The 12025-nt window shown below is 73.0% G+C and carries 10 protein-coding genes; 5 read left to right on the top strand and 5 right to left on the bottom strand.

Annotation, left to right across the window (positions count from 1 at the left end; translation table 11 throughout):
* The first annotated feature begins 297 nt into the window (after window positions 1–297).
* Window positions 298–942 carry a dihydrofolate reductase family protein gene (locus tag QF032_RS26595; protein ID WP_307057751.1) on the top strand — a complete coding sequence of 215 codons (645 nt, stop codon included), beginning with the start codon at window positions 298–300 and terminating at the stop codon, window positions 940–942.
* 96 nt (window positions 943–1038) lie between these two features.
* Here QF032_RS26595 and QF032_RS26590 read toward each other — a convergent pair whose 3' ends face one another.
* Window positions 1039–1815, bottom strand: a complete 777-nt coding sequence (locus QF032_RS26590; protein WP_307045901.1) for a hypothetical protein — start codon at window positions 1813–1815, stop codon at window positions 1039–1041.
* 251 nt (window positions 1816–2066) lie between these two features.
* Here QF032_RS26590 and QF032_RS26585 point away from each other — a divergent pair, with 251 nt between their 5' ends.
* Window positions 2067–2897 carry a hypothetical protein gene (locus QF032_RS26585; protein ID WP_307057749.1) on the top strand — a complete coding sequence of 277 codons (831 nt, stop codon included), beginning with the start codon at window positions 2067–2069 and terminating at the stop codon, window positions 2895–2897.
* Window positions 2898–3054: 157 nt separating this feature from the next.
* Here QF032_RS26585 and QF032_RS26580 read toward each other — a convergent pair whose 3' ends face one another.
* The 3 genes from QF032_RS26580 to QF032_RS26570 form a co-directional block, all read right to left on the bottom strand.
* On the bottom strand, window positions 3055–4155 hold the full coding sequence (locus QF032_RS26580; protein WP_307045898.1) for a LacI family DNA-binding transcriptional regulator: 1101 nt from the start codon (window positions 4153–4155) through the stop codon (window positions 3055–3057).
* A gap of 260 nt (window positions 4156–4415) precedes the next feature.
* On the bottom strand, window positions 4416–6236 hold the full coding sequence (locus QF032_RS26575) for a glycoside hydrolase family 35 protein (RefSeq protein WP_307057747.1): 1821 nt from the start codon (window positions 6234–6236) through the stop codon (window positions 4416–4418).
* A gap of 352 nt (window positions 6237–6588) precedes the next feature.
* The gene (locus QF032_RS26570) at window positions 6589–7770 is read right to left on the bottom strand and encodes an MFS transporter (protein ID WP_373430494.1); all 1182 of its coding nucleotides are present in this window, start codon (window positions 7768–7770) and stop codon (window positions 6589–6591) included.
* A gap of 345 nt (window positions 7771–8115) precedes the next feature.
* On the opposite strand from QF032_RS26570, the gene QF032_RS26565 reads away from it, so the two are divergent.
* Together QF032_RS26565 and QF032_RS26560 are read left to right on the top strand one after the other, a co-directional pair.
* Window positions 8116–8256 (top strand): hypothetical protein, encoded by a 141-nt coding sequence (locus tag QF032_RS26565; protein ID WP_307057743.1) that lies wholly within the window; start codon window positions 8116–8118, stop codon window positions 8254–8256.
* A gap of 30 nt (window positions 8257–8286) precedes the next feature.
* Window positions 8287–9549, top strand: a complete 1263-nt coding sequence (locus QF032_RS26560) for an acyltransferase family protein (RefSeq protein WP_373430386.1) — start codon at window positions 8287–8289, stop codon at window positions 9547–9549.
* A gap of 279 nt (window positions 9550–9828) precedes the next feature.
* Here QF032_RS26560 and ku read toward each other — a convergent pair whose 3' ends face one another.
* Entirely contained in the window at window positions 9829–10947 is a 1119-nt protein-coding gene (gene ku, locus QF032_RS26555; protein WP_444875774.1) for a non-homologous end joining protein Ku, read from the bottom strand.
* 69 nt (window positions 10948–11016) lie between these two features.
* Between ku and ligD the strand changes: the two genes are divergently transcribed.
* Window positions 11017–11898 carry a non-homologous end-joining DNA ligase gene (ligD, locus tag QF032_RS26550; RefSeq protein ID WP_307045889.1) on the top strand — a complete coding sequence of 294 codons (882 nt, stop codon included), beginning with the start codon at window positions 11017–11019 and terminating at the stop codon, window positions 11896–11898.
* Window positions 11899–12025: the final 127 nt, after the last annotated feature.

The following is a 12025-nucleotide window of genomic DNA, read 5'->3' as shown; positions in this document are numbered from 1 at the left end:
CGGCGGAGCAGCGCGGCGGAGCAGCGGCGGACGTGCCCGCGTGACTCTCCACGGGCGCGCTGCAGCTGACGGCGGCCGCGGCCGGTGACCTGCGGTGACGCCCGGGGCGGGGTTTCACCGGGTCGGGACGCGGCCCGTGTTCTATCGTGAGGGGGGAGTGAGTGCCGGTGCGGTGTCCCGGTACCGGGCGGGCGACGACCACGAAGTCGGTGCCGTCGCGGCGATGAGTTCGCCCGGGTCCACAGGTCTACCTGCCGACCGAGACAGACGGAACTCGTGACTCATCGGGAGCAAGGCATGGGCCTCATCGACATCGAGATGTTCGCGTCACTGGACCTCGTCGCGCAGTCACCCGGCGGCCCGGACGAGGACCCGGTGGGGTTTCCGTTCGGCGGCTGGCAGGCGCCGTTGTCGGACGAGGTCGCCGGAGCGCAGATCGTCGCCGCGTACGAGGGCACGGACGCCCTTCTGCTCGGCCGGCGGACGTACGACATCTTCGCCGCGTACTGGCCGCACCAGAAGGGCGGCGTGGACAACGAGATCGCCACGCTCTTCAACAGCGTCCCGAAGTACGTCGCCTCCCGCGGCACGCCCGACCTCTCGTGGGAGGGGTCGACGCACCTCGGCCCGGACCTGGCCGGCGCGGTGCGCGAGATCCGTGACCGGCACGAGCACGTGAAGGTCGTCGGGAGCCTGGACCTGGTGCAGACGCTCCTGCGGGAGAAGCTCTTCGACCGTCTCGACCTCTGGGTGCACCCGATCGTGCTCGGCGTCGGGAAGAAGGTGTTCGACGGTGGCGCGGTGCCCATGAACGTCACCCTCCTGCAACCGCCGGCGACCAGTCCGAAGGGCACCGTGTACCTGCGCTACGGACGCGCCGAGGGCACCCCCCTGACGGGGGACATGAGCGCACCCGACCGCGGCCTCGGCCACGACGACTGACGCCGCGGCCGGCTTCCCGAACGGGCGGCAGCAGGCTGGTTCCCCACCCGGGGCGGCAGCCCGGACCACCGCCGGGCCGGCCGGGGTGGGTCGGTGTCAGTAGCGGTGGCCGGGCCAGTGGGGATCCGTCCAGCGGGCCTCGCCGGTGAGGCCGAGCAGCCGTATCCGGTGCCGCAGGTCCGCCGGTGCGTCCGACGCGCGGAGTCGCGTCGCGGCGTGGCCGAGCAGCCAGCCGACCAGTTCGGCGCGCAGCTCGTCCTCGTCGTGCTCGTGCCAGTGGACGCACCACGGCAGGCCGTCCCCCAGGAGTTCGTACGTCCACTCCCCGACCGCTTCGGCGAGACGTCGGTCGCTGAGGGGCCCGGTGTGCTCTTCCCAGTCGGCGAGCCAGGGGCCGAGCGTTCCGGACGCCTCGGCGCACATCGCGAAGACCTGGTGCGCCGGGACGGCCGCGTCCGGGTCGGTGAGGCTCTGCACCCACCAGGCGTGCAGGAACTCGCTCACGGCGTCGGCCTGTTCGTCGGGCCACTGCTGCCAACGGCCGCGGGCGAGGGAGTAGCCGACCTCTTCCAGCCCGGACAGGGCTCGCACACGGCCGGCGACGAGGGCCGTGGCGAACTGCGGCAGGATACGGCGCAGCACGGCCGCGTGATCGCTCCAGTCGACGGCTTCCCAGGTCCGTCGCAGCAGGTCCGGCTCCAGTTCCACATCCGGGGTCTTGAGGAGGGAGACCTCTTCCGCGCTGCCCCAGTGGCATGAGCAGTTGTGCTCGTCCCGATGTGCGGTCATGCCGTGGAAGACGGCGGAGAGGCCGTCCAGGGCGGCGCCGAGGCGGCGGCGCGCGGCGAGATGCTGGAGGTGCCCGAGGTGCATGAGATGCCCGGCCTTCGAGGACTCCGTCCGGCTTTCGCCGACCGAAGATCGCCACGCTACACGGTGCGGTGGGGGCCGTGTCGGCCGTACCTTGCCGTTGCGATGCGGTCCGGCCGTTCCGACGCCCTCCCTCCTCCGTGGTCGGCGAACCGCGCGGCCGGTGTGCGCGTCTCCGCCGTCACAGGGCGGCTTCCGGTGGCGCCGCGTGTTCTGGTTCACGGTGCGCTGCGGCACCGTAGGGGAGGGTGGCCATGGCGTTGGCGATGTGCCCGTTGTGCAGCGACGATGAGGACATCGAGCTGGTCCGCGGGCTCGAGGGCGGGCGTCGGCGCGTCAGGCACCGGTGCGGTTACGAGTGGGAGCACGGCGCGCTCGCCGAGCCGAGGAAGCAGCCTCCTCGCTCCTTGGTCGATCTCAAGGCGCGCTTCCCGAAGGCCGAGGACGTCGAGCCCGGGGTGCTGGAACGCGTCGACCGGCTCAAGGCCCGCTACCTCGCCACCCGGCCTGGCTTCGATCCCGACGTGGCCGCCTACTGGGAGAAGTACCGGCGGATCTTCTCCCGCGAAGGGCTGTACACGTGCGATCCGAGGGCCCTCAAGGACTTCGCGAACTCCGACGTCGGAGCGCACCCCGGCAACCAGGCCACGTTCAACAGCGCGTGGAACGCCCTCGGCGACGACGCGGCCGCCGAGTCGACCCGGCAGACCGTCGGGTACCTCCTCCACGGACCCGACGACGTACCCCGCGAGGACCGGCTGGACCACCTGCTGAGCGGTGCGAAGCCGTTCGCCATGACGGGCTTCAAGGAGGCCCTGCTCACCAGGGTGCTCTGCGTGGTGGAGCCCGAGCGCTTTCTGTCGATCCTCAAGTACACGACGGAGGCGGGCGGCAAGCGCGAGATCGCGCGGATCGTCTACGGACTGGAGCTGCCCGCACCGGAGTCGGTGAACTGGACCCTCGGCCGGCTCGTCTTCTGGAGCAACGACCTTCTGCACACCCTCGTCGGAGACGGGTTCGCCAACCAGCAGCACTCCGCCGCGTTCCTGTGGTGGGCGAAGGACCGGATCGACGAGCCCTCGTGAGCCGACGGCCGTCCGCCGGGACAGCCGCCAGTGGGCCCGCGGGCGCGCAGGCCCCAAGATCCGAAGGCCGTCGGGCCGCACATCAGACACCCGCACATCAGACACCCGCACATCAGACGGTCGCACGCCAGACGGTCGCACGCCAGACGGTCGCACGTCAGACGGTCGGGTGCCGTGGGTGTGAGCGGGGCGGGGCTGTCGTGCTGTGGCGCACTCGCAGGTCGACCGGGATGAGGGTGAGGGAGGGCTCCGGCGCCCGGGAGGGCTGGGGCGGGCTGTCGATCCGGGCCAGGAGGACGCGCAGGGCGATGGTGCCGATGTCGGTGAAGTCGGTGCGGATCGTGGTCAGCGGGGGAAGGAAGTGGGCGGCTTCCGGGATGTCGTCGTAGCCGACCACGCTGACGTCCTCGGGGACGCGGCGGCCCGCCTCGTGGAGGGCGCGCAGCACGCCGAGAGCCATCTGGTCGTTCGAGACGAAGACCGCGGTCAGGCCCGGGTCCTTCGCCAGTTCGCGGCCCCGGTCGTAGCCGGAGTCCGCGCTCCAGTCGCCGACGAGGGGAACGTGCACCTCGGCCCCCGCCGCCTCGAGTGTGGCGCGCCAGCTGTCCGCCCGGCGGTCCGCCGACGTCCAGCCCGTCGGGCCGGCGAGGTGGCGGACCGTGGGGTGGCCGAGGGAGAGCAGGTGCCGCGTCGCCTTGCGGGCGCCGGTACGCGCGTCGGAGGTGACCATGGGGGTGCCGTCGCCGAGGTCGTTGTCCATGACGACCAGCGGGGTGTCGAGGTGGGCCTCCGCGAGGGCGCGCGCCAGCCGGACCTGGGGGGCGATCGCGATCACGCCGTCCGCGCCCTCCGCCGAGAGCCGGTCGGCGGCCCGCACCACCGTGTCCCGGTCCGCGGTGTCCAGCGCGATCGAGCTCACCAGGTAGCCCGCCTCCTGCGCCGCGGTGTTGATCGCGGTCAGGGTCGAGGCGGGGCCGTAGCGGGCCGCGTCGAAGGAGATCACGCCGAGCATGCGGGTACGGCCGCTGGCCAACGAGCGGGCGCTGCTGCTGGGACGGTAGCCCAGCGCGCGCATCGCCGTCCGGACCGCCTCCCTCGTCTCGGCGCGGACGGCCGGGTGGTCGTTGAGCACCCGGGAGACCGTCTGCTTGGAGACGCCCGCCAGCTTCGCGACGTCATCCATCACCGGGCGGGCTCCGGCGAAGTTGCGTCTGCTGCGTCCCCTGGGCGCCGGGCCGTCGGCAGCGCTACCGGTCATGGTGGGGGCTTCTTCCTGTGGACTGGCCGGACAGGGCGGCGGAGCCCGGGCGGGGGTGGGGAGGGTTCCGCTTGCGGGGCGGGCTTGTCCGGGCAGTCGTGCTGAACCGCCCGGCGGATCCACAGGATAGGCCGGGCGGTGACCGGGCGGACGGAGGGGTGATCGGGCGGGCGAACGGGCGAACGGGCGAGGGGGCGGAAGGAGGGGTGGAAGAGGGGGGCAGAGGACGTGGGCGGGACAGGGAGGCGGGACGGGGCGGGTCAGGGGCCCGTCGGGCCTAGGTCCGGGACGTCGGTGAGGTGGGCGTCGGACGTCGTGGCGCCGTGCAGTTCGAGGAGGACCAGGTCGTTGACGCCCCTGCGCAGGATCGGGGCGGGGACGTAGAGGGTGCGCTGGGGGCCGCGGTTCCAGTAGCGGCCGAGGTGGAAGCCGTTGATCCAGGCCTGGCCCTTGGTCCAGCCGGGGAGGGACAGGAAGGCGTCGGCCGGGGTCCGCACGTCGAAGGTGCCGTGGTGGAAGGCGGGCCCGGACGAGGCGAAGGCCTCGGGGACGGGGACCCGGGAGGTGAGGGTCCCGGTGGGCGCGCTCTCAGGGGCGACGGGCTCCGGGTCGGTGGCGGTGAGGGTCGTCGTGGAGGGGGCGTCGTCGAGCGGGAGGGCGTGGCAGTCCCAGTCCCGCAGGGGTCGTCCCATGAAGGTGACCGGGCCCAGCAGGCCCTTCGGGACGCCGATGCGGGGTCCGTAGTTGACCCGGCCCATGTTCTCCACGAGCACGTCGAGGACGGCGTCCGCGCGCGGGACGTGGACCGGCAGGGTCTCCTCGTAACGTTCGCGCTCCAGGACGCCGGCCGGAGCGCCGTCCAGGAAGATCTGGGCCCGGTCCCCCACTCCCCCCTCGAAGTGCAGCAGGCCGTGCCCCGGGGTGGGGACGGTCGTCCGGTACAGGGTGTAGCCGGCGCGCCGGCCCATGTCGTCGGCGGAGAGCGGGTCCTTGGCGCGGACCGGGCGGCCGGCCGGCGGGATGAGGGGCGTGCGGTGCGTCAACCGGACCGTGGTCGGGGCGAGTTTGGGCGACGGCGCCGGGACCGGCTCGTCCGGGACCGGGGCGTGGCGGGCGATGACCTCACGGAAGGCGTGGTACTTCGGGCCCGGGTCGCCGCTCTCGGTGAGCGGGGCGTCGTAGTCGTAGGAGGTGACGGTGGGCACGTAGGCGTGGTGGTGGTTGGCGCCGTTGGTGTAACCGAAGTTGGTGCCGCCGTGGAACATGTAGATGTTGACGGAGGCGCCCGCGGCGAGGAGCCGGTCCAGGTCGGCGGCGGCGTCCTCGGCGTCCCTCCCGTGGTGCGGGCCGCCCCAGTGGTCGAACCAGCCGATCCAGAACTCCGAGCACATCAGGGGGCCTTCGGGCTGTGCCTCGCGGAGCCGGCGCAGCGACTCCTCCACCCGGCTGCCGAAGGTGCCGGTGGCGAGGACGCCGGGCAGCGTCCCGTTGCGGAGGTGGTCGCCGGCGGTCTGGTCGCAGGTGAAGAGCAGTTCCTCGACGCCCCGGGAGCGCAGGGCGTGCTCGATGTGCTTGAGGTAGGCGATGTCGTCGCCGTACGCGCCGTACTCGTTCTCCACCTGCACGGCGATGACGGGGCCGCCCGACGCGGCCATGTACGGCAGGAGCGGCGGGAGCAGGAGGTCGAGGTAGCGGTCGACGGCTTCCGTGAAGCGCGGGTCGCTGGTGCGCAGGCGGATGTCGGGGTCGGTGGTGAGCCAGTGGGGCAGGCCGCCGCCGTCCCACTCCGCGCAGATGAAGGGGCCGGGGCGGAGGAGGACGTGCAGGCCCTCGGCCGCGGCCAGGCGCAGGAAGCGGGGCAGGTCGAGCAGACCGTCGAGGACCAGGGTGCCGGGTTCGGGCTGGTGGAGGTTCCAGGGGAGGTACGTCTCGACGGTGTTCAGGCCCATGAGCCGGGCCTTGCGCAGCCGGTCGGCCCACTGGTCGGGATGGACGCGGAAGTAGTGCATCGCCCCGGAGAGGATGCGGAAGGGGTCACCGTGGAGGAGGAAGCCGTCGGAGGTGGTGGCGAGGGCGGGCATGAGGTCCCTTCGGTGGGTGGGGCGAGGGCCGTGAGGGGCGGGGTGAGACGTGGACGGGGTGAGACGTGGGTGGGGCCTGGGTGAGGCATGGGGGTGGGCCGCCGTCTGGGGGCCGGCGGGTTGGGGCGCGTGTGGTGGGGAGGGCGTATGGGTGGAAGGGGTGCGGGTGGAGGGTGTACGGGTGGAGGGCGTACGGGTGGAGGGTGGAGCTGGGCGACGGGCCGCGATGGGCTGCGACGGGCCGCGCCGTCACGATCCGCTCACCCGGCTTGGGCGGCAGCGACTGCGGGGGCGGGCGCGACGGCCGTTGCGGGTACAGGTACGGGTACGGGGGCCGGCGTTCAGGGTTCTCTCAGGGGGAAGGTCGGCTTGTTGTCCGGGTGAGCCAGAGGGTGGCCGCCAGGCAGGCTGCCGAGACGGCCGCGAGGATGAGGGGGACGGCCCGGACGCCCGACCACTCGATGATCTTGCCGAGTGCCGGGCCCGCAGCCACGCCGCCCAGCATGGACGCGGCCATGACGATCGCGCCGGCCCGGCGGGCGCCGGGGGCGACCCGGCTGAGCCAGGGCAGGCCGGTGGGGAAGATCGGGGCGATGAAGAGACCCACGCCGGCGTAGGCGTAGGGGGCCATGTCCGGGATCGCCGCCAGGAGGAGGCAGGCCGTCATGCCGGCGCAGGAGACCGTGATGATCGCCTGGGCGGAGAAGCGCAGGGCGACCGGGGCGGCCAGGAAGCGGCCGAGAGTCATCATCAGCCAGTAGACGCTGGTCGCGGTGGCGGCCGCCCCCGCGCCGTAGCCGACCGACTCCAGATGGGTGGGTTCCCAGCCGCCCACGCCTGCCTCGATGCCCACGTGCAGCACGTAGAGGGTGACGAAGACGGCGAGGACGGAACGCAGCGCGGCCCCTACGGGCGTGGCGCCCCCGGTGTCAGGGGACACGGAGTCGGCGGACGCGGTGGCAGCGGACGCGGTGGCGGCGGCCCCGGTGTCGGCGAACGCGGGCTGCGGGGTGTGGTCCTTGACGCCCCGCAGGCAGAACAGCAGGGGGAGGTTGGCCAGGGCGAAGGCCAGGAAGAGGGCCGGGTAGTGCTCGGAACCGACGGCTCCGATCACGGCCGGACCCAGGATCGCACCGACGCCGAAGTGGGCGTTGAGGATGTTGAGCATCGCGGTGGAACGGCTTCCGAAGCCCGTCGCGAACAGTCGGTTGAGGCCGTAGTCGATGCCGCCGAAGCCGATGCCGGCGAGGAGTGCCGCGAGGATGGCGAACGGCCAGTCGGGGGCGAGGGCGAACCCTGCGGCCCCGGCCGCCATCAGCAGGTAGGCGACGGCGAGGATCCGGCGGTTGCCGGTGCGTCCGAAGCGGCGGTCGAAGAGGAGGACGCCGGCGACCCCGCCCGCGAAGTGGGCGCTCAGGCCGAGGCCCGCGGCGGAGGGGGAGAGTCCGAACTCCTCACGGAGGGCGGGGATCGAAGGACCGTAGAGGGCCTGGAGGGCCCCGATGAGCACGAATCCGAAGCAGGACGCGACCACGGCGGACGTCGTGAAGACGGGGCCGGTCTTCGGGGCGCCGAGGCCGGTCTCGGCGGCGTCGGGGCCCGCCGGGGCAGGCGACGGGGAGGCGGTGGCCGGGGCGCGCTGTGCCGTGGGGCGGTCGGTCACGCGGACTCCAGGACGGACGGCCCACGGCGTCGTGGGGGTGCGGTGTGATGCTCCGACGACCATCGATGTTACCGGTAACATTCAGAGCGTCAAGAGCGCGGCAGGGCCCGACGGAACCGGCCCCGGCGCTCGACGCGGGGTGCCGTCAGGGCACGGCTTGGTTGCGACAACGCGGTTGACCTGTAAGGGAGTCGGCGACGGCGGCAGCATGCGGGCATGAGCCGAGACCGGTACGTCGACTTCCTGCGGGCCTGGGCGATCCTGCTCGTGGTGCTGGGGCACTGGCTGATCACCGGGCTGGTCCGGCGCCCGGACGGGACGCTCGCCGCGCCCGAGATGCTGCTCGCCCTGCCCTGAACGCAGTGGCTGACGCTGGGCTTCCAGATCATGCCGCTGTTCTTCCTGGCCGGCGGGCACGCCGCCGGCGGCTCCTGGGCGCGGAGCCGGGACGCCGGCGGAACCGCCGCCGGGTGGGTGGGGCAGCGGGCGGCGCGCCTGCTGCTGCCCACGGCCGTCTACAGCGGCCTCGTCCTGCTCGCCGTCGGCGTGTGCGGCCCGCTCGGGGTGGATCCCGCAACTCTCGCGCTGGTGGGCTGGGCGATGGCCATGCAGTTCTGGTTCCTGCCGGCGTATCTGCTGCTCAGCGCCCTGACGCCGGCGTTGTACGCCCTGCACGCGCGGTGGGGCCTGCGCGTGCCCGTGGTCATGGGCGTCGCCGGGTTCGGCGTCGGCGTGCTCGTCGCGGCCGCCGGGCCGGCGCGCTCCGGGCTCGTCGAGGCCGTCGGGGCGGTGAACTACCTGCTCGTGTGGGGCGTGGTCTACCAATTCGGCTTCTGCTGGCGGGACGGGCTGCTGACCGGCCGCGGGCGGCGGACGCCGGCCGCTCTGGCACTGGGCGGCGGGGCGGTGTTCGCCGCGCTCGTCGGGCCCGGGCCGTTCCCGGTCGGTCTCATCCTGGTGACGGGGCAGGATCTGAGCAACACCGATCCGCCGTCGGCGGCCCTGCTGGCCTGGGCGGTGGCGCAGGTGGGGGTGGCGCTGTGGATCGCGCCGGCGGTCCGCGGAGCGCTGGAACGGGACCGGGCGCAACGCGCGGTGCGGGTGCTGGGTGCCGGCAGCATGACGCTCTACCTGTGGCACATGCTGCCCGTGCTGATCGTCGCCGCCGCATTCTACCTCACCGGCCTCGCCCCCGAACCCCGGTACGGCTCGGCGGGCTGGTGGGCCCTGCGCGTGCCGTGGTTGCTGGTGCTGGGGACGGTCCTGGCCGGGGTCGTCCGGGCGTTGCGTCCGCTGGAGCGGAGGCTGGTCTCCGTGGAGAGGGCCGTCCGGCCCGATGCCGGGCTTCGCGGGGCGGCGGCCTGGCGCATGTGGGCGGGACTCGGGGTCAGCGTCTGCGCGCTGACCTACTTCGCGGGCCATGGGTTCGCGCACGGAGGCACGTTTCCCGTCCCGGCGGCGCTGGGGCTCGGGACGGGCACGGCACTACTGGCCCTCCGCCGCCGAGGTGGCGATCTGCACGACGTGGACGGAGTGCACGACGTGGAGAGCGGGGAGGGCGGGGAGGCCCTGGGCGGCGACGAACGGGCGGACCTGGGCGCCGAGCGCGGCGGCCCCGGGGACGATGGAGAGTCGCACCGGGTCGTCTGACGAGCGGCTGCCGCCGGCCGGCCGATCGTGAGCTGTGGGAGGACGTCGGCCGGCTGGCCGTAAGCGGCGGGAGGACCCCGGCCCGCTGGTCGTGAGAGGCGGGAGGACGCCGGCCCGCTGGCCGTAAGCGGCGGGAGGACGCCGGCCCGCTGGTCGTGAGAGGCGGGAGGCGTCGGCCCGCTGCTCGTGCGCGGTGCGGGAATGCCGGTCGAGCTGATCGTGAGTGGGGCTGGGCCGCCGGTCGGCCGGTCAGAGGCTCACCGAGGGCGGGGCGGGTGGTCAGGCCGTGCGTTTGCGGGGCGTCGCCTTCTTCGCCGTCTTCTTGGCCGGCGTCTTCGCGGTCGTCTTCGCGGTGGTCCCGGCCGTCGCCTTCTTCGCAGTCGAGGTCGTCTTCTTCGCGGCGCTCTTCTTGGCCGTGCTCCCGCCCGCCGTCGTCTTCTTCGCGGCCTGGGTGGACTTCGCCGTCGACTTCCGCGGCGCGGCCGTGGACTTCCTCGCCGTCGACGTCGACTTCTTGCCGCCCGTCTGCTTGGGCGCGGCGCCGGCCGACTTGCGCTGGGGCAGGCGTCTGACCTCCGCCTTCTCGACCGCCCCCGGCTCGTGAGCGGAATCCGAGGCCTCACCCCGCGACTCCTTCGCCGCCCGGACGCTCTTCTCCAGGGCCGCCATCAGATCCAGCACCTTGCCGCTGGACGGCGCGGCCGGGGCCTCCGGGGGCGCCTCGCCGGCCGCCTTCGCCGCGACGACCTCCTCCACCGCCTCGCGGTACTCGTCGTGCAGGTCCGCCAGGTCGACCTCGCCGAGGGTGTCCATCAGGGCGTCCGCGAGGTCCAGCTCGTTGTCGCGGACGGTGACGGAGGTGTCCGGGGCGACGCCCTCCGGCGCGCGGACCTCGTCCGGCCAGAGCAGGCCGTGCATGGCGATCGCCTCGCCGACCACGCGGAGCATGCCGAGGCGCTCACGGCCACGGAGGGCGTACTTCGCGATCGCGACCTTGTGGCTGCGCTTCAGGGCCTCCCGGAGCAGGGTGTACGGCTTGGCCGCCGGGGCACCGCCCGCCTGGAGGTAGTAGGCGGCGTCCATCTGGAGCGGGTCGATCCGGTCGGCCGGCACGAAGGCCACGATCTCGATGGTCTTGGCGGTCGGGAGCGGGAGGTGGGACAGGTCCTCGTCGGTGATCGGGATGATCGTGCCGTCCGCGTCCTCGTAGCCCTTGCCGATCTCCGCCGACGTCACCTCGCGCTCCTCCAGCTCGCAGACCTTGCGGTAGCGAATGCGGCCGCCGTCCTCCGTGTGGATCTGGCGGAAGGAGATCGAGTGGTTCTCGGTGGCGTTCACCAGCTTGATCGGGATGCTGACGAGGCCGAAGGAGATGGCGCCGTTCCAGATGGATCTCACGTGCAGCACCTTCCGACCGAGCGTGAATGGCATGAGGTGGTATCAGGCGTTTTGTGTGATTCTCATGGTATGACGCCGATCACCGAAGTGGAGGGCAGGCGGCTCGCGCTCAGCAACCTGGAGAAGGTGCTGTACCCGGCGACCGGCTTCACGAAGGGCGAGGTGCTGCACTACTACGCGACCGTGGCGGACGTCCTGCTCCCCCATCTGCGGGACCGGCCGCTGTCCTTCCTGCGCTACCCGGACGGGCCCGGCGGCCAGGTCTTCTTCGCCAAGAACGTGCCGCCCGGGACGCCCGACTGGGTCACCACCGCCGAGGTGCCGCGGTCGGAGGGGCCGGCCCGGATGGTGGTCGTGCAGGACCTGCCGAGTCTGGTGTGGGCGGCGAATCTCGTCACCGAGTTCCATACGCCCCAGTGGGTGATCCAGGAGCCGGAGACCGCCGACCGGCTCGTCTTCGACCTCGACCCCGGCGCGCCCGCCACGGTCGTCGAATGCTGCGAGGTCGCCGTGTGGCTGCGGGAGCGGCTGGCGCAGGACGGCATCGAGGCGTTTCCGAAGACCTCCGGATCCAAGGGGCTGCATCTGCTGGCGGCGGTGCGGGGCGCCTCGTCCGAACGGGTCACGGAGTACGCCAAGCGGCTGGCCGTGGAGGCGGAACAGGCCGCTCCGCGGCTGGTGCTGCATCGCATGACGCGGAGTCTGCGGCCGGGGAAGGTGTTCGTGGACTGGAGTCAGAACGCGGCGCGCAAGACGACGGCCGCGCCGTACACCTTGCGGGCGCGGGCGGAGCCGACGGTGTCGGCTCCGGTCACCTGGGAGGAGGTGGAGGAGTGCGGGTCGGCGGGGGCGCTCACGTTCTTCGCGGGGGATGTCGCCGCGCGGGTGCGGGATTTCGGGGACCTGTCGGGAGCGTTGTTCGAGGAGGGACGGGTGGGGGTGGTGCCGTGAGGTTTTCGGCCCTACGGACGCCGGGCGGGCCGAAGGAGTGGGGCCTGGCTGCTGTGGGGGGGCAGGCTTCTGAACAGGTGGGTGCAGCTGAACAGGCGGGTGCAGGCTTCTGACCAGGCGGGTGCAG

The sequence above is a fragment of the Streptomyces achromogenes genome (genome assembly GCF_030816715.1).
In the GTDB taxonomy this organism is placed as follows: Bacteria; Actinomycetota; Actinomycetes; order Streptomycetales; family Streptomycetaceae; genus Streptomyces; species Streptomyces achromogenes_A.
The sequence above is the reverse complement of the archived record's forward strand: the minus strand, read 5'-3'. Positions and strand labels throughout refer to the sequence as shown.

What these genes read in the sequence shown, in the direction of transcription:
- QF032_RS26585 (WP_307057749.1), top strand. Translation starts at nt 2,067, where the DNA reads ATGGCGTTGGCGATGTGCCCGTTGTGCAGCGACGATGAGGACATCGAG.
- QF032_RS26595 (WP_307057751.1), top strand. Translation starts at nt 298, where the DNA reads ATGGGCCTCATCGACATCGAGATGTTCGCGTCACTGGACCTCGTCGCG.
- ligD (WP_307045889.1), top strand. Translation starts at nt 11,017, where the DNA reads ATGACGCCGATCACCGAAGTGGAGGGCAGGCGGCTCGCGCTCAGCAAC.
- QF032_RS26580 (WP_307045898.1), bottom strand. Translation starts at nt 4,155, where the DNA reads ATGACCGGTAGCGCTGCCGACGGCCCGGCGCCCAGGGGACGCAGCAGA.
- QF032_RS26565 (WP_307057743.1), top strand. Translation starts at nt 8,116, where the DNA reads ATGAGCCGAGACCGGTACGTCGACTTCCTGCGGGCCTGGGCGATCCTG.
- QF032_RS26575 (WP_307057747.1), bottom strand. Translation starts at nt 6,236, where the DNA reads ATGCCCGCCCTCGCCACCACCTCCGACGGCTTCCTCCTCCACGGTGAC.
- QF032_RS26560 (WP_373430386.1), top strand. Translation starts at nt 8,287, where the DNA reads ATGCCGCTGTTCTTCCTGGCCGGCGGGCACGCCGCCGGCGGCTCCTGG.
- QF032_RS26590 (WP_307045901.1), bottom strand. Translation starts at nt 1,815, where the DNA reads ATGCACCTCGGGCACCTCCAGCATCTCGCCGCGCGCCGCCGCCTCGGC.